This is a genomic window from Archangium minus (genome assembly GCF_044360475.1).
Classification (GTDB): domain Bacteria; phylum Myxococcota; class Myxococcia; order Myxococcales; family Myxococcaceae; genus Archangium; species Archangium minus.
On the sequence record NZ_CP043494.1, the window covers coordinates 4,988,164 to 5,013,298 of the forward strand.

Below are 25,135 nucleotides of genomic sequence, written 5' to 3' on the forward strand. Positions count from 1 at the left end.
CCTGCTCGAGCCGATGGAGAGAACCGCTATGCGGCGACGTCGTCATGGGACTGGAGCCATGAATCATGGGGTCAAGACCCAAACACCGATGGAGGGGGAGTCGTGCCAGCCGTGCTCCTTGCGCCAGGAGTCCATTGTCCGCCGGGGCTAGGGGACGTGTGCCCCCCAACGGTGCACGGCCTCGCTTCACCCCACGCCTTCTAAGGTGGGAGACGCTACTTCCAGCCTCAAGCCCCCCAGGAGAGCGAGGCCTGCATGAGTGTCCGCGAGGAAATGCAGTAGAGCGACCTGGCTCTACGTGTCCTGAGTCCGGTGAGGCGAGGGATGGGCTTGATCAGCCCTCGGAGGCCTTTTGGGGCGGCGGCAGATGGATGCGAACCGAGCGTACCCGGCGCGGGCTCGCATCCAACACCTCCAGCACCGTCCCGTCCTCCAGGGGCAGCTTCGCGCCCTTCTCGGGGATGGAGCCGGCCTCCGCTGCGCACAGCCCTCCTACCGTGGACCAGCCCTGGCCTTCCTCCAGCTCCAGCCCCAGCTCCCGGTTCACATCCCGGATGGCCGCCGTGCCCTGCACCACCGCCGTGGTGGGACTCTCGCGGTGGACGAGCTCCTCATGCTTCTCGAACTCGCTGGCGATCTCCCCCACCAGCTCCTCGACCAGATCCTCCACCGTCACCAGCCCTGCCACTCCGCCCCGTTCGTCCACCACGATGCCGAGCTGCATCCGCCGCTGCTGCAGCTCCTTCAGCACGTCAATGGCTCGCATCGACTCGAAGGCGAACCAGGGCGGCCGCATCACATCCTCCAGCACGATGAGCGAGCCTTCCCAGGCCACCCCCAGCAGGTCCTTCGCGATGACGTAGCCCACGATGTTGTCGATCGACCCCTCGTACACCGGCATCCGCGAGTGCCCATGCTCCAGCAGCACCTGCTTTATCTCCTCGGCGCTCGCGTGCCGGCGCAGTGCCACGATGCGGCTGCGCGGCACCATCACCGCTGACAGGGGGATATTCCCCAACTCAAACGCACGGGAGGCGATCTCTCCAGCCCGCGGATCCAACGAGCCCGACTTCGCCGCCTCTTCCACGAGCTGCTGCAGCTCGTCGGGTGACAGGCGCGACTCGGTGAAGTTGGTCCGGTCCCCGAAGAAGCGCAGGATGAGGTTGGAGCTGGCGGTGAGGAACCACACCAGCGGCTGCACGAGCCAGGAGATCCCCCGGAGCGGGCGGGCGATGAACAGCGCGTACCCCTCGGAGAAGCGCAGGGCCAGGGACTTGGGCACCAGCTCGCCCAGCACGAGTGAGAGGTAGGACACCAGTCCCACCACCCCCGCGAAGGCCAGCTGCTCGGCGAGCTCCGCGTCCAGACCCAGCTGCGCGAGAGGCCCCTCGAGCCGCTGGGCGATGGATGCCCCACCGAAAGCCGCCGCGGAGGCCCCCACCACGGTGATGCCGATCTGCACAGTGGCCAGGAACCGCTCGGGGTTGTCGCGCAGGGCCTGGACCGCCCGGGCGGAGCGGTTGCCTTCCTCGAGCAGCTCCTGCAGGCGCGTCTTGCGCACCGACAGCAGCGCGAGCTCCGCCCCGGCGAAGACGCCGTTGGCGAGGATCAACAACAGGATGATGACGAGTTCCGTTGCGATGGCCGTTTACCCTCCGGTCATCGTTCTAGCCCAGTGGGCCCGTTCAGGCGTCCAATGATTGGAGCAGCAGCGAAAGTTGGTCTCGGCTCGCGCCTTTTGGCAGGTAGTAGTGCGGCCCGGAACGAAGTGCGCTCCCCACATCCTGCGCCGCGGCGCCGGTCAGGAACACCACCCGAGGCGTGTTGCCATTCCGGGGCATCCGCTCCAGCACCTCGAAGCCGTTCATGCCCGGCATGTTCAGATCCAGGAGCATCACGCCATAGCGTTGCCGCGCCAAGGACTCGAGGGCTTCCTCGCCATTGGCGGCCTCGATGGCCTCGTAGCCGAGATCCTCGAGACACAGTCGGAGAAATTCTCGCCAGTCCGCGTCGTCGTCGACGACCAGAACCTTGCGTCCGTCGTCATCGGATGCCCTTCGACCCAAGTCTCCTCCCGGTACGTGAAGACAAACCGATGGGGACGATGCGGTATTCGCGCAAAGGACAGGGCCGGCAGGAGGGCAAGAGAGAAGGCATGCTCTCAGAGGAGCGACACCGCCAACTGGCTGGCCAGGTACTGGAGCGCGGGCATGACGTTCGGGGCGGAACGCTTGCGCGCCGGGGGGAGGGCCGTTTGCTGCCAGGCTGGCTCACCCACCAGGCGGCCGGAGGCATGCTGGAAGAGGCGGAAGCGGCCGAGCTCGATGGAGCTGCCCGAGTTGTAGATGCGCAGTCCGCGGCCCTGGCAGAGGCCCAGGTTGAACTCGCGCGGGACGTGCCGGTGCCCGTGGAGGATGAGATCGCACCGTCCCTGGACTCGGCGAACCAGCTCGGCGCCCAGCGCCAGCTCCGAGGCGTGGGGCCAGCCCATGCGCGTGGCGAGGCGCTCGGGGAAGCTCTCCTCCGGCAGGGGCAGCACGTGGTGGTGCAACAGCACCGCCGTGAGCGCGCCCGTTGGTGCGGCGCACAAGGCCTCGTCCACCATCTCCAGCACCGCGGGGGTCAGCTCGCCATGGCAGGCGAAGTAGTTGCGGTTGTGCGGGCCCGTGGAGTCCACACACACCAGGTAGAGGCCCTCGTGCTGCTCCACGCGCACCTTGCGGCCGTTCATCCACTGGCTGCCGGCGTCCTCGCCGGTGCGATCGTGGTTGCCGGGGATGAAGGTGAGCCGCCCGGCGTCCAGCAGCGGCGAGAAGATGTCTCGGAAGCGCCGGTACTCGCTCCGGCTGCCCTGGTGGGTCAGGTCTCCCGTCACCACCACGTGGTCCACGCGCTCGGCGAGGAGGGTTTCCACCAGAGCGTTGGCCGTGGCATCGCTCTCGCGGGTGAGGTCCAGATGCAGGTCCGACAGGTGAGCCAGCTTTCGGATGAGCATACGTACTGCTGAAGTACCCATCCGCTGAAACACGGCCATGGCCCGAAGGTGAACCTTATGGGTGGGGCCGGTGACTTCGCGGTGAACCTGTCAGCCCGCGAGCAGTTCCCCGGCGCGCTCGGGCTCGGGGGTGGCCATGGGCTTGTCCAGGGCGGGCGTGGGCGGCACCAGCTTCGAGCCAGGCAGCACGCGCAGCTTGTTGCCACGCCAGTCCACGGTGCGAGCAAAGAGCCCGTTCGCCCAGGCCGCGAACAGCAGGGCGTCCTTGAGCAGCACCGCCAGCACCGCGCTCCGCGAGATGGCCTGCTCGGGTCGCATCAGGCGGAAGAGCGTCAGGTCATGGGCGAGCTTCGCCAGCGCCACGCCCACCACCACTCCGAGCGCCTGGGCCGACGGCGCCAGCAGCGCGCCGAGCAGCGCCCACGGCAGCGGGTTGAGCAGCGACTGCGCCAGGTACACCGGCGTGGGGACGCACGTGTGGTGGATGATGCTCCAGCGCGCATAGCGCTTGAAGAAGGCCGTGACGCTCTTCTTCTGGGACACGTTGAAGACGGGCGAGCGCGCCACCACGGAGCGCTTGCCGAGCTTGCGCGTCACCCACCGGCCGATGACGTAGTCCTCCGCCAGCACGTTGCGCACCGAGTAGAAGCCGCCCAGCGACTCCACGTCCTCGCGGCGCAGCGCCATGGACTTGCCCACCACGATGTCCTGGTTGACGGCCTGCTTCGCGGCGATCTGCCCCGCGCCCGCCGAGGAGCACTGGTACAGGTTGTCCATCAGCGAGCCCATCGTCCGCTCACCAATCCCGCTCACCGGGTGGGAGATGCAGCCCACCGTTGGATCCTCGAAGGTCTGGGCGATCTCCTCCAGGTAGCCCGCTCCCGCGCGTGTGTTGGAGTCGCTGATGAGGAGGATCTCGTAACGGGCCGCGGCGGCCAGGGTGATGAGCTGGTTCACCTTGGGGTTGAGGCCGGGCTCGCCGTGCTGCAGCTCCAGCCGCATGATGTGCGGCCAGCGCGCCACCGCCTGGCGCGCGACCGCGTAGGCCGGGTCGCGCGTGTCCTTCACGCCCAGGATGACCTCGTAGACCGGGTAGTCGAGCGTGGCGAACCAGGCCAGGTTGGCCTCCAGGTCGTCATCCACGCCACACAGGGGCTTGAGGATGGAGATGCCCGTCGGGGCCTTCCCGGACACCGGGGCCGGGGCACGGGCGGCGCTCCCGCGGTAGCGCAGCACGAAGAAGAGCTGCAACGCGAGGGCGAGGACTCCGAAAGAGGCGGCGGCGAGGAGGGTGAGGCTGAGCGCGTGGATCATGAGCGCGGGCTTTCTCCAGAACAGGAAGGGCGCGGTGATCGCGCGTCCTACCTGTGACGTTAGAAAAGCCCGGCGACTGCCTCGCGACGGTCCCGCGTCACCCGGGGGAACTTTCAGTGACGACGAGGTGAAATGGACTCCTGGATCAGGAGTCGGTCGTCAGGTTGCGGCTCCGCGGGTGGCGAATGTCTGTACCCCGCACCATGTAGATGACCATCTCCGCCACATTGGTGGCGTGGTCACCAATCCGCTCGAGGTGCTTGGCAATGAACATCAGCGCGGTGGCGCGACGGATGTTCTTCGAGTCCTCCATCATGTAGCCGAGGAGCTCGTTGAAAATCTTGAGGTAGAGGACGTCCAGGTGGTCATCCTCCTTGCTCACCTGTTCCGCCTTGGCCGGGTCCGCGGACACGAAGGCGTCCAGGGCCCGCTTGACCTGCTGCTGGGCCAGCTCGGCCAGCCGCGGCGTGTCCACGTAGGGCTTGAGCGGAGGCGCCTCGTTCAGATCCTTGACCCGCTCGGCGATGTTCACCGCCAGGTCTCCGATGCGCTCCAGATCGGTGACGATCTTCAGCGCGGTGGTGATGAGGCGCAGATCGCTCGCGGCCGGCTGACGCAGCGCGAGGATGCGGCGGCACGTGTCGTCGATCTCCACCTCCAGGCGGTTGACCTCCTTGTCCGACTGGATGACCCGATCGGCGAGCGCGGAGTCGCGCTCGGTGAGCGCGCGCACGCTGTCCGCGATATGGGCTTCCACCTTGGCGCCCATCGCGAGCAGCTTCTCGCGCAGGTCCCTCAGGTCCGCCTCGAATGCCTTGTCCGTATGCGTCGACGGCATATTCCCGCTCTCCCTGGCGCCTACCCGAACTTCCCGGTGACGTAGTCCTCGGTACGCTTCTCGCGTGGGTTGGTGAAGATCTGCTCCGTGGGGCCGCATTCCACCAATTCGCCCATGTAGAAGAAAGCCGTCCGATCGCTCACCCGGGCCGCCTGCTGCATGTTGTGGGTGACGATGGCGATGGTGTAGCGGTCCTTCAGCTCGTGGATGAGCTCCTCGATCTTCGCCGTGGCGATGGGATCCAGGGCGCTGGCGGGCTCGTCCATGAGGAGCACTTCGGGCTCCACGGCGAGGGCGCGCGCGATGCACAGACGTTGCTGTTGACCACCGGACAGACCCAGGGCGCTGTCGTTGAGGCGGTCCTTCACCTCGTCCCAGAGCGCGGCGCCCTTGAGCGAGCGCTCCACTCGCGCGGCGATGTCCGCCTTGTCCTTCATCCCGCCCACGCGCAGGCCGTAGGCGACGTTCTCGAAGATCGTCTTGGGGAAGGGGTTGGACTTCTGGAAGACCATGCCCACGCGGCGGCGCAGGTCCACCACGTCCACGTTGCGGTCATGGATGCTCGTGCCTTCCAGGAGCACGGTGCCCTGGTGGCTGGCGCCGGGGATGAGATCATTCATCCGGTTGAGCGAGCGCAGGAAGGTGGACTTGCCGCAGCCAGAGGGGCCGATCAGCGCCGTCACCTGGTGCTCGGGAAGGGACAGGCTCACCGACTTCACGGCCACCTTGGGCCCGTAGAGGAGGGAGAGCTCGCGCGCTTCCATCTTGATGCGCGAGGGACCAGCGGGGGAGAGGGACATGGCTCGGTGTCAGTGGGCCGCGGAGGCGCGCCGGCGGGTGCGGGCGCGGATGATGACCGCGACGAGGTTGAGGGCAAAGGTGAGCGCGAGCAGCACCAGCACCGTGGCGTACAACAGAGGGCGAGTGGCCTCCACATCCGGTGACTGCGTGGCCAGCACGTAGGTGTGGTAGCCCAGGTGCATGAACTGGGAGTTGAGCTTGTTGGGCAGGTCAGGGAGGAAGTAGGCCGCGCCGGTGAAGAGGATGGGCGCCACCTCGCCCGCGCCGCGGGACACCGCCAGCACGGCTCCCGTGAGGATACCCGGCAGCGCGCCCGGCAGCACCACCCGCGCCAGCGTCTGGGACTTGGTGGCACCGAGCGCCAGGCTCGCCGTGCGGTGATCCATGGGGACCGCTCGCAGGGCTTCCTCGGTGGAGACGATGACCACCGGCAGCGTCAACACCGCCAGGGTGAGCGAGGCCCAGAGGATGCCCGGCTGGCCCCAGTTCAGCTCCTGGTAGCCGAGCAGCCGGTCCATGCTCCCGCCCACGAAGTGGATGAAGAAGCCCAGGCCGAAGAGCCCGAAGACGATCGACGGCACGCCCGCCAGGTTGACCACCGCGACCCGCACCGCGCGGGCCAGCAGCGAGCCCGGGGGCGCGTACTCGTGCAGGTACACCGCCGTCAGCACGCCCACCGGCATCACTGCCACCGTCATCAGCAGCGTGAGTGCCGCCGTGCCGTAGAGGGCGGGGAAGATACCGCCGCCCATCATGCCGTCGGAGGGCGGCTCGGAGAGGAAGGTCCAGGTGATTTGCCCGGCGCCGCCGAGCACCGCGTCGAAGAGGATGATGGCCAGGATGGCCACGATGAGCAGCGCGGCAAAACCGGTGAGGGACGTGAGCGCTGCGCCCACGGCCCGGCGCATGGTGTGTCTCACGCTCCCGCTCCCGACAACCGCTTGAGAACCTTCCGGGTCCAGACGTTCGCCAACATGTTGAGGATGAAGGTGAAGAGGAAGAGCTCCACGCCAATGAAGAACAGGAGCGAGTAGTGCGGGCTGCCGACCACCACCTCGCCCATCTCCGCGGCGATGGTGGCGGACATGGAGCGGACCGAGTCCGACAGGCTCGCCGAGACGATGGCCGCGTTGCCCGAGGCCATCAGGACGATCATCGTCTCACCGATGGCGCGGCCGAAGCCCAGCACGCACGCGGCGAGGATGCCCGGGGCGGCCGCCGGCAGTACCACCTTCCAGGCCGTCTCCCAGGGCGTGGCGCCCAGGGCCAGCGACGCCTCGCGGTAGCTGCGCGGTACGGAGGTGAGCGCGTCCTCGGCCACGGTGAAGATGACGGGGACGATGGCCAGCGACAGGCCCAGGCCCGCCACCACCGCGTTGAGCCGCGAGTTCAGGCCGAAGGTCTCCTGCATGAAGCTGGCGAGCACCATCAGCGCGAAGAAGCCCAGCACCACCGAGGGAATGCCCGCCAGCAGCTCGATGGTGGGCTTGAGCACCTCGCGCAGCTTGCGCGGGGCGAACTCGGCCGCGAACAGCGCCCCCGCCACACCCACCGGCACCGCGACCACCATGGACACCAGCGTCGTCTTCAGCGTGCCGATGAAGAGCGGAATCATGCTCACCTTCGGCACCGAGGACACCGGCTGCCACACGAAGGCCGCCGGCTTGCCCGCGCGGACCACCTGCGGCAGGAACATCTTGGAGAGGCTCGCCTCCTTGCGGGCCTCCTCCTCCAGGAAGAGCGCCAGGGCCTCCTTGGCCACGAAGACGAGGATGAGCACCAGCGCGGCGATTCCCGTAAACGCCATCACCGTGATGAAACCGGCGATGAGCTTCTCTCGAATCTGCCGCCGCCGTGCGACGGAGGAGAGCCGCGGCGCCACCGGTGTTGCCGTTTCCACGAGACTCTGACCCTGCATGGCTACCTGTCTATCCATCTTGTGTCTCCGTCCCGTGTGACAATCTCGTGACGCGCGCGGCCCTCGGGGACTACTTCACCGGGAAGTAGCCAACCTTCGTGACCACCGCCTGGCCCTCGGGGGACAGCACGAAGTCGATGAAGGCCTTGGCGTCACCCTCCGGCTTGGTGCGCAGGTAGAAGTAGAGGTCGCGCGAGAGCGGGTACTTGCCGCTCTTGATGTTCTCCTCGCTGGGGGCAATGGCCTCGTTGCCCTTCTTGACCTTCAGCTCCTTGATGCCCTTGGCGTAGGCGGCGCCGCCGTAGCCGATGCCGTTCTTCTCCTTGGAGACCGCGTTCACCACCGCGGCGGTGCCGGGCAGCGTCTGGGCGCTGGAAGCGTAGTCCTCGCCCTCGAGCAGGTTGTCCTTCACGAACACGTAGGTGCCCGAGGAGTTCTCACGCGAGTAGACGATGATGGGAGCGTCCGCGCCGCCCACGTCCTTCCAGTTGGTGATGTCGCCCAGGTAGATGCCCTTGAGCTGCTCCTGGGTGAGGGCGTCCAGCGGGTTCTTCTCGTTGACGTAGAAGGTCACGCCATCCTTGGCCACGGAGATCTGCGTGGCGTCGTTCTTGAAGCGGGTGCGGACCTGGTCTCCCTCGGCCTTCTTCATGGGACGGCTGGCCATGGCGATGTCCGTGGTGCCGTTGATGAGGGCCGACAGGCCGGTGCCGGAACCGCCGCCCGTCACCTGCAGCTTGACGTTGGGGTTCTTCTTCATGAACTCCTCGGCCCAACGCTGGACGAGGATGACCATGGTGTCCGAGCCCTTGACGGTGACGGTGCCAGCGCGAGCCGCGCCCGGAAGGGCGAGCAGCAGCACAGCGGCCAGAGAAGCAATGAACGTCTTCATGGATGAAGTCTCCTTGGGATGGTGGGGATCTATGGACCGGCTGTGGCTGTTTGAAGGCTGGAGCGTGACAAATGTGTAACGGTGACGCTCAAGCCATGTTCGGATCGACGATGCGGTAGCCCACCCCGCGCACCGTCTCGAGGTAGGCGCGCGCGGAGCCGAGCTTGTCGCGCAGGCGCATGACGTGGGTGTCAATGGTGCGCGTCTCCAGGTTGCTGGACAGGCCCCACACCTCCTCGAGGAGCTGCTCGCGGGACTGCACGCGGCCGACGCGGGCCATCAGGTGCTCCAGCAAGCGGAACTCGAGCGCGGTGAGGGACACCTCCTTGCCCTCCACGTAGAAGCGGTGGGCGGCGATGTCGAGCGTGAGGGGGCCGAGCTTGACGGGGGCGGAGTCGTCCTTGCTGGGGCTGCTGCGGCGGAGGATGGCCTTGAGCCGCAGCACGAGCTCGCGCACGCTGAAGGGCTTGGTGACGTAGTCGTCGGCGCCCACCTCGAAGCCGCGCACGCGGTCGGCCTCGTCGCCCTTCGCGGTGAGCATGACGATGAGCACGTCACGGGTGTTGGCGGCGGCGCGCATCTGGCGGCAGACCTCCACACCCGACATGTCCGGCAACATCAAGTCGAGGAGGACGAGGTCCGCACGCTGCTCGCGGGCAGCGGAGAGCGCTGCCTCACCTGAGGCGGCAACGCGGGTGGAGAAGCCGGCAGCGCGGAGATTGAAATCGATGAGCTCAGCGAGATCTCGCTCATCATCGACAATAAGGACGTGGGACATGGCGGCGGCGCACTCTGGGCCGCGCCGTTTGCGCTGTGGTGACGCACCCGCGACAACTGTGTGACATCTACGCCCGGAGTGGAGCGCTCCGGAACGCGGCGTCATGGCGGCCCATCCGAGACACAGGCGTGGCGCGCCGCCGCCGTTAGCCGTCCAGGTCCGTCAAGGTGGAGAGCGGAGGCGGAGTCTCCTCGGAGGGTGCGGAGTGGTTCTCGTCGCCCACGGCCTGCTTGAGCAGGGGGGGCACCACGAGCGGCAGCTCGAGGGGCGGAGGCGTGTGGGGGAGGCCGGAGCCCGGGGGCGGGCGCAGCACCGGGCTGGGAGGCGGGAGGCCCGAGTGGCGGCGCGCGGCCTCCATCAACGCCTTGTGGTGGCGGTAGCGGGCCTCGACGAGCTTGTGGATGAGCAGCGGCCCGCCGGGCACGCGGCGCGCGGTGAGCGCCTGGGTGGCCTTGCGCACCGGGTAGCGCACGCGGCGGATCTGCACGCGCCAACCCTTGGGCGTGAAGGTGAAGACGCCGTAGGCGGGGCGCAGGTCTCCGTCACGGGGAATGCCGGCGCTGGCCACATCGGCGATCAACAGCCGGCCCACGCGGCGGCGATAGGGGAAGTGCAGGTGGCCGAAGGCACACGCAGCCGCGTCCAGGTTCTGGAAGTAGCGGCGGACGGTGTTCTCGTCCAGGGTGGGATCCAGCGAGTCCTCAAGGTTGCGCGGGTTGGCGTGGCAGACGAACAGGTCCTGCCCCCGGCGCGGCGAGTAGCGTACGGAGAAGGGGAGGGCGCCCAGCTTCTTCAGCCAGGGATCGCCGAGCTGATCCCTCGTCCACTGCAGCAGCTCCGTCTTCCAGTGGTCGCGCTCGCGGTAGGCCCCGCCCAAGTAGTGACCGGCGAGGTAGCAGTCGGTGTTGCCCATGAGGATCGCATCGCAGCGATCGAAGAGCAGCTCCACCGTCTCGCGCGGGTGCGCACCACGCAGGGCCAGGTCACCCGCGGCGACAACATAGTCGGGGGCGACGCGGGCGATGTCCTCGAGGACGGCCTCGCAGGCGGGGAGGTTCCCGTGAATGTCGGCGAGGATGGCGACCCGCATGGTCGCGCCATCCTAACCCGCTACCGCCGCCGAGGGCACTGCCGCTGGAAGGAAAATTGTGAAGGTGGAGCCCTCGTTCGGCTGGCTCTCGACCCGGACCTCGCCCCCCATGGCGCTCATCAGGTGCTTGACGATGGACAGGCCCAGGCCCGTCCCCCCCATGTCCCGGCTCCGGCCCTTGTCCACTCGGTAGAAGCGCTCGAAGATGCGGGCCAGGTGCTTGGGCTCGATGCCCACGCCTGTATCCCGGACGTGCACCACGCACCGTCCGTCCTCCTGGACGCCCAGCACCGTCACCCGGCCTCCCTCGGGCGTGTACTTCACCGCGTTGTCCAGCAGGTTGAGCAGCACCTGCTCGAGTCCTCGCTCGTCCCCTCGGCCGATCAGCCCTGGGGGGATATTCAGCTCAACCGTAATCTTCTTGCCCTGGGCCTTATGGCGGACGACTTCGGCCGCCCGGGTGGCGGCCACGGCCAGCGGCACGTCCGTCACCTGCAGCTTCACCTCGCGAGACTCCAGCCGGGACAGCTCGAGCAGATCCTCGACGAGCTCCGAGAGGCGCTCGGACTGGCGGTGGATGATGTCCACCATCTTGGTCGCGACTTTGGGATCCTGGAGGGCGCCGCCCTGGAGCGTCTCGGCGTAGCCGCGGATGGCGGTGATGGGGGTGCGCAGCTCGTGGGAGACGTTGGCGACGAAGTCCTTGCGGATCTTCTCCAGGCGGCGCAGCTCGGTGACGTCGTGGAAGACGGCGGCGCTGCCGGGGAGGTCCCTGCCGAGGGGGGTGACTCGGATGGCGAGCGTGCGAGAGAACAGGCCCTCCAGCGTCAGCTCGAGGCGGGTGGAGGCGCCCTCACGACAGGCGCGGGTGACGGCCTCGTTGAGCGCTTCGTTGCGCAGCAGGGCCAGGGGGCGCTGTCCGTTGATGTTGCCGACCGTCTGCAGCATGTCGCGCAGCGCGTCGTTGTGGCGCACCACGGTGCCCTCGGCGTTCGTGATCCACAGGCCCTCGGCCATGCCGTCCAGCACGGCGGTGAGGGTGCGCGTCTCCTGGTTGAGGCCAGCGTTGCGTGTGGTGAGCTGCTGGTGCAGCGCGTCGATGGCGCCCTGGAGGTTGGCCACCTCCTCGAGCCGATCCTGCGCGTCCTCACCCGTGCCCGACGAGGAGGCGCCCTCGGTGCGAGTGCGGACCTGCCGGGCCAGCGAGAGCAGCTGCCGCTTGAGCGCGCCTCGGGCCGCCACCTGCGTCAGCGCGGAGCTGGCGAGCGTGGCGAGTGACACGAAGAGCGCGTCCCTCTCCCAGCCCAGCAGCAGGAAGAGGACCAGCGTCGCGAGCGCGGGGGCGAGCAGGGGAATCAGGAAGAGGCGCGGGATCATAAATAAGGAGGGCCTCGCCTCACGGAGGACTGAGCTTGTAGCCCACTCCGCGGACCGTCTCGATGATGTCGCCCGCGGGGCCGAGCTTCTCGCGCAGGCGCTTGATGTGCGTGTCCACCGTGCGCGTGTGGATCTCCGCCTGGATGCCCCACACGTCCGACAGGAGCACCTCGCGCGTCTGCACGCGATCCGAGCGCTCCAGCAGGGTGCGCAGCAGGCGGAACTCCAGGGCGGTGAGCACCACCTCCTGGCCCTTCACCCGCACCTGGTGGCGCGAGGTGTCGAGCTGGATGTCCCCCGCGGAGAGCTGGGCCGCCGGCCCCTCCTCCGCGTCCGAGCGCCGCAGCACCGCCTTGACCCGCAGCAGCAGCTCGCGCACCGAGAAGGGCTTCACCACGTAGTCGTCCGCGCCCAGCTCCAGCCCCTGGATGCGATCGGACTCCTGGCCCTTGGCGCTCACGATGATGACCGGCACCTTGCGCAGCTCCGAGTCGCTCTTGAGCAGGCGCAGCACCTCGCTGCCCGCGAGGTCCGGCAACATCAAATCCAATAGGATGAGGTCCGGCACGTTCGCGCGCGCCCGAGCCAGGCCGCTCGCGCCGGTGCCCGCGGCCTCCGCCTCAAATCCCGCCGCCCGGAGGTTGTACTCCACCAGTCCGGACAGGTCCTGCTCGTCCTCGATGATCAGGATGCGTGACATGGTTCCTCCGAGTTCCCCCGGTGTTTCACACCGTGGGCGTAGCAGATCGGCCGTGGCGGGTGAATGACGAGCACGTGACGCCTCTGTGACACGGCTCGACCGCTCGTCCTGCCTGCGCTCAAGGCTCGATGGTGGGATCGCACTCGCCCGTCGTCAGGGTGATGGGGGCAGCGATGAGCGGCTCGTTGCGGGTGGCGCTGACGGACTCCAGGTAGTTGCAGGAGCTGCCCAGGAAGCGCGGGGGGGTGGAGCGCGAGAGCGCTTCAATGATGACGACGTAGTCGCGGCCCACCGGGATGTCCACGGCCAGCTCCTGGGCGCCACCGGCGAGCCCCGCCTCGAAGCGCAGGGCGCGTCCCTCCTTGCCGTCCGGGCCCCGGAGGACGAGCGCCTTGTCCTGCTTCACCTGCAGGTTGAGGCAGGTGAGCTGCAACTCGGCGCACCGGCGCGAGCGGCCCTCTGGCAGCACCACCACTTGAAAGGCTCCCAGCTCATCGGCGACGGCCCGATCGATGTGCACGTCCAGCCCGATGCTGGCTCCGGACGAAGCGGGCTCCGCCCCGCAGCCGGCGGCGAGGGTGGCACTCAACAGGACGAGGAGGGAGGTACGCGGGCTCATGGGTTGACGCGGATGGTGATGGGGACGCGGCCCCGCTCGTCGGAGGTGGCGTACACCACGGCACCGGCGGTGCCCGCCACGGCCACCGCGCCCACCGCCACCCAGAGCCACGGGCTCTTGTACCAGGGGCGCTCGCTCACCGTGGCGACGGCTCCCTGCTGCGGGGCCACCTGGAAGACGAGCGGGTTGAAGGCATCGCCTCGGCCCGCCAGTCGCCGCTGGGCCGCATCCGCCACCTCGAAGTAGTACTCCACCTCGTAGGCAGCAGCGGCAGCGGGCAGCTCGTAGGCGGGGATGGTGGCGACGTAGCGCTCCTTGTTGGCCCGGTCTCGAGCAAAGTCCACCGAGCTGTACGCCTGGCCTCCTGCTCGCCGGTAGAAGAGCCGCGCCCGGGCCCCGAGCGCCATGTCCTCAATGCGCGCCTCCGACGTCACCGGCTCGCCGCCCGCGGTGTCCGCGAGGGGCTCCACCTGGAGGCTGACAGGCCGCACGCGGCGGTTCTTGATGTCCTCCTTGATGCGCGCGTAGAGCGCGCGGACCTTCGGTGGCGCGGTGCGCGGCAGCTCATAGTCCGGCCGGGCCTGGAGGAGCATCTCATAGGCCTCGCGCGCCCGCGCCTCATCCCCCAGGTACAGCGAGGTGAGCCCGAGCAGGCGATAGAGCTCCACGAGCTGATCATCGGTGACGTCCGGTGCGTCCAGCCCGGCCTCCACCGTCTTCACCGCCTCCTCGAACTCGCCGTCGGCGATCTGCTCCTGCGCGCGGGCGATCTCCGGGCGCGTGGGGGCCACCTGGAAGAGGAGAGGGGGCAGGAACAGGGGCCGGGCGAGCGAGGCGCCAGGGGACAGCAGGCTCGCCACCACGATGCTCGCCACCATGCGATACCGCCGGACGTACATTGGCACCCACCCTAGCAGACGACCAGGCGTCCCTCTACCGTGAGGAAGGTCGCGCAACGGTGAAGGCCCAGTGACATCTATTGAGGTTCTGGCGCGTTGACTGCGGGAGGGGGGCTCCCCATGATGCGCGCCCCTTTTTGGATAGGACGTCAGGTAGATGCTCGTAAAGATTGAACAAATTCGCGACGAAGGGCTTCAGGTCAAGGAGGAGATGAACCTGGAGCTGCTTGGAGCCGCCCTCGACGGGTCCGGCTTCCGGGCCACCGAGCCTCTGGCCGTCTCGGCGAGCTTGCGCAAGGTAAGCGGCGGCGTGCTGCTCGAGGGCAAGTTCACCTCGCGGGTGGTGGCGGAGTGCAAGCGCTGCCTCACCGAGGCGAAGCTGGAGCTGCCCGTGTCCTTCACCCTCAACCTCGTCCCCGAGTCGCTCGCCCGCGGCGAGGACGTGCTGGACGACGAGGAGCTGGAGGAGAAGGACCGGGGTCAGGGCGAGAGCGGCGGCTCGTTCTTGCTGGATGACGCGGACGAGGAGGTGTTCGACGGCAAGGTGATCGACCTGGAGCCGATCGTCCGCGAGCAGGTGTTGCTGGCCCTGCCAATGAACGCCGTGTGCCGCGAGGACTGCCGCGGGCTGTGCACGAAGTGCGGCCAGAACCTCAACGAGAAGGAGTGCGGCTGCGACACGAAGTTCGTGGACCCGCGCCTCGCGGTGCTCAAGAACATCAAGCTCCAGGGCTGACGCCGTGTCGTGGCGTCGGGAAGTCCGGAGGCCGCCACCTCACGCAGAGGGGCGGCCTCTCGTGTTTCGTGGACTGAAACCGTTCAGCCCTGCTCGGGGAGCCGGCCGTACATCACGCACATGCCGCCCAGCATCTGCAGCCCGGGAACCGAGAGGAGCGCCCTGTCGGTGCACCCCAGCACGTCCGCGGCCAGCCGGCGCGGCTTCGAGGCGCGCTCGAAGTTGTTGTCGCGCAGGAAGAAGCGATCCATCCGGGACAGGAAGCCGAACCAGCGCATCTCCAGTCGAGGCAGGTAGCGCTGGATGATCGCCAGCTCGGCCCTCTCCAGGGGCCGCTCGTTGGGCGTGGCGTCCGTGTGGATGGGAATGCGCTTGCGCAGCTTGCGCATCAGCGGAGAGAGACAGACCGGCTCAGAGAAGACGAAGAGCGCCCCGGGCTTCGCGCAGCTCACCAGCTTGCGCAGCACTCCATCCAACTCCGGGATGAGGTGGTGCAGCACGCCGTCACCCCAGATGATGTCGTAGGCGCCCTCGAGCAGATCCGCGGTCTCCAGGGGCGAGCAGATGAACTGGGTGGAGTCCCCCACGCCATCGAGTTCCGCCCGGCGCTTGCACAGCTCGATGGACCTGGACGAGATGTCGATGCCCGTCACCCGCGCGCCAAACCGGGCCATCAGCATGGCGTTGCTGCCATCGCCGCAGCCCACGTCCAGCACGCGCTTGCCGCGCAAATCCCCCATCACGCGGAAGCGGAACTCCTTGTTGAACCACGGACGCCGGGTGGCCCGGTACCGTTCGAGTGTGAGCGCATCCAGGGGGCGCGCTGTCTGCTTCTCCACCATCTGGTCGAAGAAGTCCGACTCGGAGGCCCAGCGAGCCAGCGCCTCGGGAGGCAGCTCCGTGGAGAAGAGCTCTTCCTCCAATCCAGGGCGAGCCACGCTCCGGGAGACCCGATTCCGCTCCGGCCCCGAGACCAGCACCGACGGAACCCCCTCCACTTTCGCTTCCAACCGTTCGTCCAGGCTCTCCCGCTCGTCCATTCCCATCCTCCCCTGTCGCCCGTGCGCCCCTGATGACGCAGTCGGGAAAGTAGGAATGCGGGGCAGGTACGTGAAGCGCCTCAGGTTGGCTTTCTCGACGATTGCTCCATATCCAACGACTTGTGTGTCAGAGGCGGTTGGTGTCCGACACGTGCGAGGATCGGCGCGATGGTCGACGCCGTCCAAGGGCCAGCGCTCCGCTCAAGGCGAGGAGACCCCAGCCGAAGACGAGCTGCCCGCCGCCCGAGGCGCAGGACAGCCCCGCAGGTCGAGGGAGGCCGGGGGCGTCAGGCTCTCGCCCCTCGAGGGGAGGCATCGCCGAGCCGGAGCCCTCCGAGGTCGGGGTTCCGATGGGCGACTCGGGCCCGACGACGATCGGGGGCGTGGCCTCGGAGCTGTCCGGGGACGTGGGCTCGGTGGTGGGCACGTTGGCGGTCTCTCCCAACACGATGGCGTCGCCCTCGCGTCGGAAGGGAACCTCGACGCCGTTCCACACGACGCGGGTGGCCAGGGGCGCGTGGATGCGGGGCGAGCCCGTGGCGATTCCGGACAGCCGCACCGTGTCGGAGGCAAGCCCGTCCGTCTCCAGCACCCGTGTGGGCTCCGTCTGGCTGATGAGCGTGTGCGAGGCATCCGACAGGCTCGTGCCGCGGATCAGCACGGCGCGAGTGGGCGTGGTGCCCTCGTACCGCACGACCCCCGCGAGGCCCACCAGCTGGAAGCCGCCCGCCGCACGCTTCTGCTCGGGGAGATCATTAAAGAGCGCGTAGACGGAGGAGGTGCCCTCCGTCACCTTCAGCCCGGCCTCGGGCACGCTGGTATCGAGCGCCTTCACCGTCGGGCGCGAGGCCCACGTCGACTCCGGCGTTGGCACCAGGGCCGTGAGGAAGGTGACGTTGGCGGAGGCCGCGGTGGGTTTGACCTCGGCGTTGACGACGAGCCCGGCGGAGTTGAGCTTCTGGATGTTGACCGGCTTCTGCTCCGTGAAGGAGACGTCGAAGGACGCGGGGGCAACCACGGCGACACCCAGAGCCTGGCTGTTCTCGCCGCGCCCGTGGAGCCAGCTGCCTTCGCGGGTCGCCCCATTCATGAAGTGGCAGGACCACCGATAGACGTGGGACTTGGAGGCCTGCACTACGTCACGCAGCACCACCCACTTGCGGTCGAGGAAGAGGGCGTGGCGGTCCCAGCGGCGCAGCCCCAGGGTGGAGGCGTAGAGCGTGGTGCCGTCGCCGATGGCGTAGCCGAAGTGATCGCTGGAGCCGAAGAAGGGGATGCCGCCCTTGCGGTCGAAGTACCAGCTGTAGGCCGCGGCGGAATCGCTCTTGTCGCGCACGCCCTCGCCGAGCTGGCCCACGCCGTCGATGGTCAGCGAGTTGTGGAAGACAGTCTGGTTGGCCGCAGGCCCCGGCGAGTTCGCGTGGCCGATGTAGTAACCGGCCGCCTCAGGGGCCAGCCAGGAGCCATTGCCATACAGGTAGAAGCCGTTGTCGTCGGCGTGGTTGTGGGCGAAGTTGAGGACGCCGCGTGGCTCCATTCCGCTCTTCAGCCACTGCCATCCGGCCATGCCACCATAGGGGCCGTTCTTGAGCGCGAACAGGAGCGAGCCCTTGTCCCAGCCGCTCCGGAATACCGCCGCCTGTTGGCTGTCGCCGAACCAGTCCAGCGGCAGGGTGCGCACGTCCGTGGAGCGCAGGGTCTCGTCGTAGAAGAGGAACTCGAAGACGCGCGGGTTGAGCTCGGGCGCCCAGCTGTTCGAGGGCGTGCCGCGAATCCAGGTGTCCGCCATGCCCTGGGCCACCGAGTCGCGGTACCGCGTCGCCGCGTAGCGCAGGGGCATCAGTCCCAGGTCCGGGCTGAAGCCGTAGAAGTCGCCGTGGATCAGCACGGATTGGCTCGGCCGCTCGGGCAGGTAGGTCGCGGCCATGGCACGCGGCATCGCCTTCACCAGACCCAGGTCACCCACGTCGGTGCCGGTGACCCGCTTCAGCGCGCTGACGAAGGGCAGGTACCAGCTCAGCCCGTACGTGACGTAGGAGTAGCCCTCGTGCCAGAGGCCGTCCGTCACCAGATCCATCACCTGCTTCACCTTGCGCGCGTTGCTGGTGGCCAGGTCGAGCCAGGGCTGCGTGGTGGTGCTCGGTAGCTCTCCTCGCGTGGCGAGCGCCGCGAGCCCGATGGCGGCATGGTTCACCCAGTTGTGGTTCTGCAGGTACTCGTCCGCCCACCACTCGCCGCCCTTGGACGTCTGCGTCAGGGCATTGGCGTTCTGCTGGAGGGTGGTGCGGACGCGCGAGGCCTCGGTGCTGGTGAGCTTCGGGGCCAGGAGATCGTAGGCCACCGCGACACCTCCGAGCAGGTGGGCCTGAATCAGATCATGCGACCCGTCGAGGTCGAGGTTTCCCCACGAGGACACCGTCAACAGCCAGCTCTTGGCCAGGTCGAGGTGCCGGCTGTCCGTGGACAGCTGCGCCACAAAGGCGAACACCACCAGCAGGTTGCCGACCTCGCGGCGATCCAGTTGCAGGGTCTTCCCCGTTGCCTTCCAGGTGACCAGTCCGGACGACGCGACGGTGCTATCCAGGTAGCTCGTCGTTCCCTTCAGCAGGGGCTGGTAGATGCCCTGATGCGTCGACTGGGCCTTCTGGCGCAGGGCCTCCACCTGAGAGGCCTCGAAGAAGAGGCTGGGGTGAGGGCCCGCGAGCGCGGGGAGTGAGACGAACAGCACCAGCCAAAGCGTGATGGAGTGCCTCATGGGTAGGGCGGATGCCACCCTTTATTCCGCCCATTTCATACATGGGGACCTGGGAGGGCCCGGCCGCCAGGCTGGTGGTTGTCCTTTGTTTCCGGACGTGCTCACGCGTCTCCCACCGTCACGCTTCCATCACCCCTGGGCCGGTAGGAAACCTCACAATCCATTTTCGTGGAGTTGTGCGTGAAACCTCTCGGCACTGAAACTGAAAAGATTCACCGATATCGTCTCACCCCACGAAGCGGGTCAGCTGCTCACGGAGCGCTCGACGTGAGTCTGTCGACGGAGAATGCCCCTATCCGTGTGCTGCTGGTGGACCCGGAGCGTTCCACCCGCCAGCACCTGAATGCGCGGCTGGGTGCGGACCCGGAAGTGGAGGTGGTGGGCGAGTGTGCCAGTGGCTCCGAGGCGTTGCAGCTGCTGCGCCGGCAACCCGTGGACGTGGTCTTCATCGACGTGGAGATGCCGGGCATGGATGGCTTCCAGGTGTTGCGCGAAGCAGGTCCCGCTCACACGGGCGCCGCCATCTTCGTCAACGCGGATGACACCTACGCCCTCAAGGCTTTCGAGGCGCACGCGCTCGACTACCTCCTCAAGCCCTTCGAGGACGAGCGTCTCACCCAGGTGCTGGCCCGCGCCAAGGCGCACGTGCGAGGCGGACGCATCCAGACGCTGGCGCGCCAGCTGGCGGGACTGGTGGGCCGCGTCTCCTCTGCCGCGACTCCGACGCCTCCTCCCGCACCGCGCTACCTGGAGCGGCTGGTGCTCAAGGAGGTGGGTCGGATGGCCTTCCTCTCCGTGAGCGAGGTGGATTGGCTGGAGGCCGAGGACTACTACGTCCAGGCCCACGTGGGCTGCCAGACGCACCTGCTCCGCCAATCCCTGCGCGAGCTGGAGGCGCAGTTGGATCCCCGCCAGTTCGTGCGCATCCACCGCTCCACCATCGTCAATGCCCGCCGGGTGAGGGAGATGCGGCCGCTCTTCCACGGCGAGTACCAGGTCATTCTGGGGAATGGCACGAGCCTGAAGCTCAGCCGCGGCTACCGCGAGCGGCTGGATGCACTGCTGGGCGTGGCGTGACGCTGGGCGCGGGTGCGGCACCGCGCCTCCGCGGTGCGTGCCTGCACAGCCTCCTCGAGCCGACCGGCCGCGACCATCAGGGCCGCCGCGCGAGCGTAATGGTCCGCGGCCTGCTCGGGAGGAAGCACCTGCTCGTCCGCGTGCGCAGAGGCGAGCAGGAACGGCAGTGCGCGCTCCACCGAGCCCGCCTCCATCCAGTGGTGGGCGAGGAGGATGGCGGGGGCTCTGTCGCGCTCGAGCACGGTGGCGAGACGGCCATGCAGGACCCGGGCGGCGGCGGGAGGCAGGCTGGCCCGGACGGCTTCCAGCACCAGGTCATGGCTGAAGCGCTCGCCCACCAGGACTTGCGCGGCCTCGAGCTCGGCGAGTGCGGCATGAATCGCGCTGGCGGTCACCTCGAGCGCGGCGGGAGCGAGCGCGGGCCGGAAATGCGAGTCCGCCAGGGCGGCGAGCTGAGCCGTTTGGAGGGCCAGCGGAGAGAGCCGCTCGAGCCGGCGCTGGATGAGGGGACCGACGCGGCCTGGAGGGGGCAACCGATGGGGCCAGTCCTTGTGGAGGGAGTTGGTCTCGAGCAGGTGCTTGAGGGTCTCGGTGATGTAGAGGGGGTTGCCACCGGTGTAGCGGGCCAGGGCCTCGGCATGGGCTTCCGCGCCGGGCAGCTCCAGGCCCGCCAGCAACTGGCGCACATCGTCCGGGGAGAGGGGGCCGAGGTCGATGACGCGCACCATCCCCGATTCCAGCATCTGGCGGATGTTGAGCTGGTTGTAGGACGGGAGCTCTCCCCGGCGATAGCAATCGATGATGCGGGGTTGTCGAGCCGTGCCCACGCTGGGGTCGAGCAGGCGTGGGAGCGCATAGAAGAAGATCTTGGAGCTGGCCTTGTCCCAGTACTGGATGTCGTCCACGACGTTGATGGCCCCCCCTTCGCCGAGCAGCCGCATCGCCTCCACGTGCGCGTCGTAGAAGCGCAGCTCGTCGGTCTCGGAGGTCAGGGGCGAGAGGTGGCGTGGGTCGCCCAGCTCGGGGAGGATGCGCGAGAGCTCGGAGCGCACCCAGTCTGGCAGCTTCACCCCGGGCTCGTTGGCCATATGGATACGCAGGGCGCGGGCCTGTGAGGCGAAGGGGATGTCCTGGTCCCCCGGGCGCCCCTCCATCCGGAACCACCGGCCCTTGATGGCCGCGAACTCCTCGGCGAGCCGGGACTTTCCGGTGCCAGGGTCTCCGGTGATCAACAACATCTGGCCGGCGTTCCAACCCTCCTCGAGCTGGCGCCAGGCGGCCTCCCGGCCCGCGAGCACCGGCGGCCGCAGCACGGACAGGGGGAGCGCTGGGGACGCGGCGGGAGGGTGGGGGAGCTGGGTGCCCTTCTCGATGAGCCGCACCAGGGCGAGGGTGTCGGGCATGGGGGTGACGTCCAGCTCGCGGGAGAGGACGGTGCGCAGCCGCTCGAAGGCGGCGAGGGCGGCGCCGCGGTCCCCCTGGAGGTAGTGCAGGCGGATGAGGTGGCGGCCGGCCTGCTCGGACTCGGGTTCCTGCTGGACCCAGGCCTGGGCCTGCTTGAGCGCCGTCGTCAGGTCGCCCCGCGCCATGTGGCGTTCGATCTCCGCCTCACGCGCCTGGCGTACCCAGCCCTCCACGGCGGTACGGGCGCCGTCCAGCCACCGCGCCAGCTCGGGGCAGTCATCGAAGTCGAAGCCAGACAACAGCCGGCCACCGCCTTCGGGGTGCACGGCCTCGAGGATGTGGGAGTGCGCGTGGCTCTGGGCGGCGGACTTCAGGCGCGCGACGTCCAGGTTCAGCTCGGGGCCGAGCTCCAGGCGCTCGGTGTCGGCCTGCACCAGCTCCAAGCCGCCACACGCCAGCCGGAGACGGCGCAGCAGCTGGCGCATGTTGTTGCGTGCGGTGGTGGGAGGCGAGTCAGGCCACAGCAGACCCGTCAGCGAAGCTTTGGCTGAGGGCCCTTCCAGCCCGAGATAGGCCAGCAACGTCGCGGCCCGCCGCTCGAGCCGCACCCGCTGCCCCCCAGGGCCCTCGAGACACGCCAATCCCAATACTCGCGCTGTCCACCCCGTCCAGGCCACCTTGGTTCTCCGTCCCCATCTCCATGCCGGCCACAGAAGGTGGGGCAAACACCCTGTACCGTGTACGGACGATATTCATTTCCTTTTTTGTTGGGGTGAAGGGGGGCCTGTTTGTTTCATGCAATGTGGGTGAAAGATTCACCCAGTATTGCTTTATGAGAGGGCTTACTCAATTCCGCGGCCTCAGCTGGCTTTGGAGAGGAGCTGCTGCGCGGTCTGCGGAGGAACGATGTAACCGGCGGAGGTGAGGATTTCCGTGACGGCGTGGAGCACGGCCACCTGGGTCGGTCCCGCCTGAGTAGGTTTAGCACTCACGCCGATGCCCACCACGGGCCCGAGCGCGGTGTACTCCACCACGTCCACGGAAGGCGCGGGCTGCTCCTGGACGCCGGGCACCAGCGCCACGCGCTCCTTGAGGGCGCTCATGAGCCCGTGCACGTCGCTGCCGTGCAGCAGGGGCACCTTGACCACGACCCTGCGGTGGGGGTGGTGGGTGAAGTTGATGATGTTGTCGCCGAACAGCCGGTTGTTGCCGACGGAGATGCGCAGGTTGTCGCCGGTGTCGAGCGTGGTGGCGAACAGGCCGATCTCCTGCACAACGCCGGCGACGCCAGCGGCGGAGATTTCATCGCCCACGCGGAAGGGGCGCAGCACGAGCAGGAAGACGCCCGCGGCGAAGTTGGAGAGCAGCCCGGACCAGGCCGTACCGATGGCGATGCCCGCCGCGGCCAGCAGCGCGGCGAACGAGGTGGTCTCCACCCCCATCATTCCGAGGATGGCGAGCAGCAGCAGGATGGTGAGGGAGCCGGAGAAGAGCGACTCGACGTAGCGGATGAGCGTGGCGTCGAGCTGGCGCTTCTGCAGGGCCAGGTTCAGCACGCGCCGGAAGGCGTTGATGACCGTACGGCCCACGAACCACAGGGCCAGTGCGCCAATTGCCTTGAGCAGAAAGGGCAGAGCTTCCGTGAGGGCCAGTGACTTCAATTGATTGATGATGGCTTCCATGGCGTTCCTGAGGAGGACGACGTCTGAGTCCCAAGCGGGTGTGCAGGGGGCGGGCCAGTGCGGTTCCTCGTGTAAGCCCGCGAAGGCACATGCCTCGAGCCCGGCACCCAGCGTGAAGAGCTTACCCTGACACAGCGGCTGGCATGTCAGCCCGTGGCGTTGACGCGTCAACGGGGGGTCCGGGCGCACGGATGTCCGGCTGGTGGCCACCCGGGTCGGTTCACGCGTTGGGAGGGTTCCTACTCTTGGAGGAAGAGCGGGGAGCGCGCATGGACCTCTACAGTGCTGCCAAGAGGATGAATCGGCCGTTCCGGTTCTCGAATCCGGGGTCGCACCGGGAGCTCTCTCTGGCCCACCGCGGACTGATTGGTGATGGCATCTCGTGTGCGCTGGTCCGGCCGGATGGAATCATCGACTGGCTCTGCTTTCCCCGCTTCGACAGCCCGAGCGTCTTCGCGGGAGTCCTCGATGCGGAGAGGGGAGGGTTCACCGGCATCACCCCCGCCGTCTGGCCCTTCGAGAGCCTGCAACGCTACGATCCGGATACCAACGTTCTGGAGACGCTCTTTCGGGTTGAGCGCCAGGGGGTCGTCCGGCTCATCGACTACATGCCGTGGACGAACGATCCGCGGGCCAGCATCCACGAGGTGCACCGACGCATCGAGTGTGTCGAGGGCTCGCTCGAGCTGAACGTCGTCTTCAATCCGCGCTTCAGATACGGGGAGTCGGAGACGCGGGTGGAGAGGGAGGAGCACGGGCTGGTCGCGCGCGGCGCTCTCGGCGAGCGGATGGTCGCCGTCTTCGATGGGGAGGCGCACTGGGAGCCGTATGGCGGGTCGGGCCTGCGGGCGCGCATCCGGCTTGGCAGGGGAGATCGGCGCTGGATGGTGCTGGCCTGGGACTCGGATCAGCCGGAGCCCGTGGCCGCGTACCGGCCCTACGAGCTGCTCCGGGCCACGCGCCAGGCCTGGCGTGATTGGTCTCGGCAGCTTCGCTACGAGGGGCCGTGGCGCCACCATGTCCTCCGCTCGGCGCTGGTGCTGAAGCTGCTGATGTACGCGCCCACGGGCGCCATGGTGGCCGCGGCCACGACCTCGCTTCCCGAGTGGATTGGTGGGCCTCGTAACTGGGACTACCGCTACAGTTGGGTGCGCGATGCGGCGATGGCCGTGCGGGCCACCAACCTGCTCGGCTATCCGAACGAGTCCCGGGAGTTCTTCTACTTCGTGCGCGACACGTTGAAACATGGAGAGACCCTCCAGGTGATGTACTCGCTGGATGGGGGCCCGGTGCCTCCGGAGCGGATTCTCCACCACCTGTCCGGGTTCCAGGGCTCGAGCCCCGTGCGGATTGGCAACGACGCCAGGGATCAGCTCCAGTTCGACACCGCGGGCGCGCTGCTCGACGCGGCGTATCTCTACGAGCGGTTCGGAGGCCGGCTGCCCCTGCGCACCTGGACGCTGCTGAAGCGGGTCATCCAGACGACTGCGCGCCGCTGGCGCGAGCCAGACCATGGCATCTGGGAGCCCCGTCGGGAGATGCGCCACAACGTGCACTCCAAGCTCATGTGTTGGTTGGCGCTCCACCGGGGCCAGCACCTGGCCCGACTCTTCGCCGAGCCGGAGCTTCAGGCGGCGTGTCACCATGAGGCGGCACTCATCCGCGAGGACATCCTCCGTCATGGAGTAGACCCCTCGGGGAAGCACTTCGTGGGCTTCTACGGGGGAAACGAGCCGGATGCCGCGCTGCTGTTGCTCCCCATCGCGGGGTGCTTCCGGGCCTGCGAGCCGCTCGTCCAGGAGACCATCGACTGGTTGCGTGCCGAGCTGGGGACGGGCCGATTCTTGAGGCGCTACCGGATGGACGATGGGGTGGCGGGGCCGGAGGGGGGCTTCCTCCTGTGCGGCTTCTGGCTCGTTGAGGCCCTGGCGCTGTGCAACCGGCTGGAGGAGGCCGAGAAGGTCTTCATGTTCCACGCCGAGGCCGCCAACCACCTCGGGCTGCTCGCCGAGGAGGTGCACCCGCTCACACGCGAGCAGTTGGGGAACTTTCCCCAGGCCTTCAGCCACCTCGGGCTGATCAACGCTGCCGCGCGTATCGACCTGGCCTTGCGGATGCGGGACGAAGGGGAGATGGCGCCCCCGCATCTGCTCGAGTCCGAGCCTCCGCCCATTCCGGGGAGCACCTGCCGGGACTCGTGGCCCGGGTTGTGAGGGACCA

At 68.1% G+C, this 25,135-nt stretch carries 22 protein-coding genes; 3 read left to right on the forward strand and 19 right to left on the reverse strand.

From position 1 onward, the window contains the following. Positions 1-334: 334 nt before the first annotated feature. The 15 genes from F0U60_RS20645 to F0U60_RS20715 all read right to left on the reverse strand — a co-directional run bounded on the left by F0U60_RS20645 (position 335) and on the right by F0U60_RS20715 (position 14,221). On the reverse strand, positions 335-1,615 hold the full coding sequence (locus tag F0U60_RS20645; protein WP_395822491.1) for a hemolysin family protein: 1,281 nt from the start codon (positions 1,613-1,615) through the stop codon (positions 335-337). A gap of 70 nt (positions 1,616-1,685) precedes the next feature. Then, positions 1,686-2,066 (reverse strand): response regulator, encoded by a 381-nt coding sequence (locus tag F0U60_RS20650; protein ID WP_395822493.1) that lies wholly within the window; start codon positions 2,064-2,066, stop codon positions 1,686-1,688. Between the two features lie 95 nt (positions 2,067-2,161). Continuing rightward, the gene (locus F0U60_RS20655; protein WP_395822495.1) at positions 2,162-2,995 is read right to left on the reverse strand and encodes a metallophosphoesterase family protein; all 834 of its coding nucleotides are present in this window, start codon (positions 2,993-2,995) and stop codon (positions 2,162-2,164) included. 90 nt (positions 2,996-3,085) lie between these two features. Further along, positions 3,086-4,309, reverse strand: coding sequence for a ceramide glucosyltransferase (locus tag F0U60_RS20660; RefSeq protein ID WP_395822497.1), 1,224 nt, complete (start codon positions 4,307-4,309; stop codon positions 3,086-3,088). Positions 4,310-4,454: 145 nt separating this feature from the next. Then, positions 4,455-5,147 (reverse strand): phosphate signaling complex protein PhoU, encoded by a 693-nt coding sequence (gene phoU, locus F0U60_RS20665; RefSeq protein WP_395822499.1) that lies wholly within the window; start codon positions 5,145-5,147, stop codon positions 4,455-4,457. Positions 5,148-5,167: 20 nt separating this feature from the next. Beyond that, the gene (pstB, locus tag F0U60_RS20670) at positions 5,168-5,911 is read right to left on the reverse strand and encodes a phosphate ABC transporter ATP-binding protein PstB (RefSeq protein WP_395825338.1); all 744 of its coding nucleotides are present in this window, start codon (positions 5,909-5,911) and stop codon (positions 5,168-5,170) included. A gap of 45 nt (positions 5,912-5,956) precedes the next feature. Then, the gene (gene pstA / locus F0U60_RS20675) at positions 5,957-6,868 is read right to left on the reverse strand and encodes a phosphate ABC transporter permease PstA (protein ID WP_395822501.1); all 912 of its coding nucleotides are present in this window, start codon (positions 6,866-6,868) and stop codon (positions 5,957-5,959) included. Beyond that, a complete protein-coding gene (pstC, locus tag F0U60_RS20680; protein WP_395822503.1) occupies positions 6,865-7,884 on the reverse strand; it encodes a phosphate ABC transporter permease subunit PstC in 1,020 nt (339 codons plus the stop codon). The genes pstA and pstC overlap by 4 nt, the downstream gene beginning before the upstream one ends. A 52-nt stretch (positions 7,885-7,936) precedes the next feature. Next, entirely contained in the window at positions 7,937-8,758 is an 822-nt protein-coding gene (locus F0U60_RS20685) for a phosphate ABC transporter substrate-binding protein (RefSeq protein WP_395822505.1), read from the reverse strand. 88 nt (positions 8,759-8,846) lie between these two features. Continuing rightward, entirely contained in the window at positions 8,847-9,536 is a 690-nt protein-coding gene (locus F0U60_RS20690) for a response regulator (protein ID WP_395822507.1), read from the reverse strand. 145 nt (positions 9,537-9,681) lie between these two features. Further along, positions 9,682-10,626, reverse strand: a complete 945-nt coding sequence (locus tag F0U60_RS20695; protein ID WP_395822509.1) for a metallophosphoesterase family protein — start codon at positions 10,624-10,626, stop codon at positions 9,682-9,684. Between the two features lie 12 nt (positions 10,627-10,638). Then, complete coding sequence (locus F0U60_RS20700) at positions 10,639-12,003, reverse strand: sensor histidine kinase (RefSeq protein WP_395822511.1); 1,365 nt, start codon at positions 12,001-12,003, stop codon at positions 10,639-10,641. A gap of 19 nt (positions 12,004-12,022) precedes the next feature. Next, positions 12,023-12,703 carry a response regulator gene (locus F0U60_RS20705; protein WP_395822513.1) on the reverse strand — a complete coding sequence of 227 codons (681 nt, stop codon included), beginning with the start codon at positions 12,701-12,703 and terminating at the stop codon, positions 12,023-12,025. A gap of 118 nt (positions 12,704-12,821) precedes the next feature. Beyond that, positions 12,822-13,322: a hypothetical protein gene (locus F0U60_RS20710; protein ID WP_395822515.1), complete on the reverse strand. Its 501-nt coding sequence runs from the start codon at positions 13,320-13,322 to the stop codon at positions 12,822-12,824. Further along, positions 13,319-14,221 (reverse strand): hypothetical protein, encoded by a 903-nt coding sequence (locus F0U60_RS20715; RefSeq protein ID WP_395822517.1) that lies wholly within the window; start codon positions 14,219-14,221, stop codon positions 13,319-13,321. The genes F0U60_RS20710 and F0U60_RS20715 overlap by 4 nt, the downstream gene beginning before the upstream one ends. A 157-nt stretch (positions 14,222-14,378) precedes the next feature. Here F0U60_RS20715 and F0U60_RS20720 point away from each other — a divergent pair, with 157 nt between their 5' ends. Then, positions 14,379-14,957 (forward strand): YceD family protein, encoded by a 579-nt coding sequence (locus F0U60_RS20720; RefSeq protein WP_395822518.1) that lies wholly within the window; start codon positions 14,379-14,381, stop codon positions 14,955-14,957. An 83-nt stretch (positions 14,958-15,040) separates the two neighbouring features. Here F0U60_RS20720 and F0U60_RS20725 read toward each other — a convergent pair whose 3' ends face one another. Both F0U60_RS20725 and F0U60_RS20730 read right to left on the reverse strand, forming a co-directional pair. Next, positions 15,041-15,997: a class I SAM-dependent methyltransferase gene (locus F0U60_RS20725; RefSeq protein ID WP_395822520.1), complete on the reverse strand. Its 957-nt coding sequence runs from the start codon at positions 15,995-15,997 to the stop codon at positions 15,041-15,043. A 127-nt stretch (positions 15,998-16,124) separates the two neighbouring features. Further along, positions 16,125-18,752 carry a DUF4962 domain-containing protein gene (locus F0U60_RS20730; RefSeq protein ID WP_395822522.1) on the reverse strand — a complete coding sequence of 876 codons (2,628 nt, stop codon included), beginning with the start codon at positions 18,750-18,752 and terminating at the stop codon, positions 16,125-16,127. Between the two features lie 267 nt (positions 18,753-19,019). Here F0U60_RS20730 and F0U60_RS20735 point away from each other — a divergent pair, with 267 nt between their 5' ends. Next, positions 19,020-19,829: a LytR/AlgR family response regulator transcription factor gene (locus tag F0U60_RS20735; protein WP_395822524.1), complete on the forward strand. Its 810-nt coding sequence runs from the start codon at positions 19,020-19,022 to the stop codon at positions 19,827-19,829. Here the strand turns inward: F0U60_RS20735 and F0U60_RS20740 are convergent. Both F0U60_RS20740 and F0U60_RS20745 read right to left on the reverse strand, forming a co-directional pair. After that, the gene (locus F0U60_RS20740) at positions 19,790-21,910 is read right to left on the reverse strand and encodes an ATP-binding protein (RefSeq protein ID WP_395822526.1); all 2,121 of its coding nucleotides are present in this window, start codon (positions 21,908-21,910) and stop codon (positions 19,790-19,792) included. The two genes, F0U60_RS20735 and F0U60_RS20740, sit on opposite strands and share 40 nt — an antisense overlap. Positions 21,911-22,093: 183 nt before the next feature. Further along, positions 22,094-22,915, reverse strand: a complete 822-nt coding sequence (locus tag F0U60_RS20745; protein ID WP_395822528.1) for a mechanosensitive ion channel family protein — start codon at positions 22,913-22,915, stop codon at positions 22,094-22,096. Positions 22,916-23,184: 269 nt separating this feature from the next. Here F0U60_RS20745 and F0U60_RS20750 point away from each other — a divergent pair, with 269 nt between their 5' ends. Continuing rightward, positions 23,185-25,128: a glycoside hydrolase family 15 protein gene (locus tag F0U60_RS20750; RefSeq protein WP_395822530.1), complete on the forward strand. Its 1,944-nt coding sequence runs from the start codon at positions 23,185-23,187 to the stop codon at positions 25,126-25,128. Positions 25,129-25,135 lie beyond the last annotated feature (7 nt).

Coding starts and splice junctions, on each gene's coding strand:
- F0U60_RS20685 (WP_395822505.1), bottom strand. CDS start 8,758: ATGAAGACGTTCATTGCTTCTCTGGCCGCTGTGCTGCTGCTCGCCCTT.
- F0U60_RS20725 (WP_395822520.1), bottom strand. CDS start 15,997: ATGGACGAGCGGGAGAGCCTGGACGAACGGTTGGAAGCGAAAGTGGAG.
- F0U60_RS20660 (WP_395822497.1), bottom strand. CDS start 4,309: ATGATCCACGCGCTCAGCCTCACCCTCCTCGCCGCCGCCTCTTTCGGA.
- pstB (WP_395825338.1), bottom strand. CDS start 5,911: ATGGAAGCGCGCGAGCTCTCCCTCCTCTACGGGCCCAAGGTGGCCGTG.
- F0U60_RS20655 (WP_395822495.1), bottom strand. CDS start 2,995: ATGCTCATCCGAAAGCTGGCTCACCTGTCGGACCTGCATCTGGACCTC.
- F0U60_RS20700 (WP_395822511.1), bottom strand. CDS start 12,003: ATGATCCCGCGCCTCTTCCTGATTCCCCTGCTCGCCCCCGCGCTCGCG.
- F0U60_RS20710 (WP_395822515.1), bottom strand. CDS start 13,322: ATGAGCCCGCGTACCTCCCTCCTCGTCCTGTTGAGTGCCACCCTCGCC.
- phoU (WP_395822499.1), bottom strand. CDS start 5,147: ATGCCGTCGACGCATACGGACAAGGCATTCGAGGCGGACCTGAGGGAC.
- F0U60_RS20750 (WP_395822530.1), top strand. CDS start 23,185: ATGGACCTCTACAGTGCTGCCAAGAGGATGAATCGGCCGTTCCGGTTC.
- F0U60_RS20715 (WP_395822517.1), bottom strand. CDS start 14,221: ATGTACGTCCGGCGGTATCGCATGGTGGCGAGCATCGTGGTGGCGAGC.
- F0U60_RS20705 (WP_395822513.1), bottom strand. CDS start 12,703: ATGTCACGCATCCTGATCATCGAGGACGAGCAGGACCTGTCCGGACTG.
- F0U60_RS20690 (WP_395822507.1), bottom strand. CDS start 9,536: ATGTCCCACGTCCTTATTGTCGATGATGAGCGAGATCTCGCTGAGCTC.
- F0U60_RS20695 (WP_395822509.1), bottom strand. CDS start 10,626: ATGCGGGTCGCCATCCTCGCCGACATTCACGGGAACCTCCCCGCCTGC.
- F0U60_RS20745 (WP_395822528.1), bottom strand. CDS start 22,915: ATGGAAGCCATCATCAATCAATTGAAGTCACTGGCCCTCACGGAAGCT.
- F0U60_RS20730 (WP_395822522.1), bottom strand. CDS start 18,752: ATGAGGCACTCCATCACGCTTTGGCTGGTGCTGTTCGTCTCACTCCCC.
- pstC (WP_395822503.1), bottom strand. CDS start 7,884: ATGGATAGACAGGTAGCCATGCAGGGTCAGAGTCTCGTGGAAACGGCA.
- F0U60_RS20720 (WP_395822518.1), top strand. CDS start 14,379: ATGCTCGTAAAGATTGAACAAATTCGCGACGAAGGGCTTCAGGTCAAG.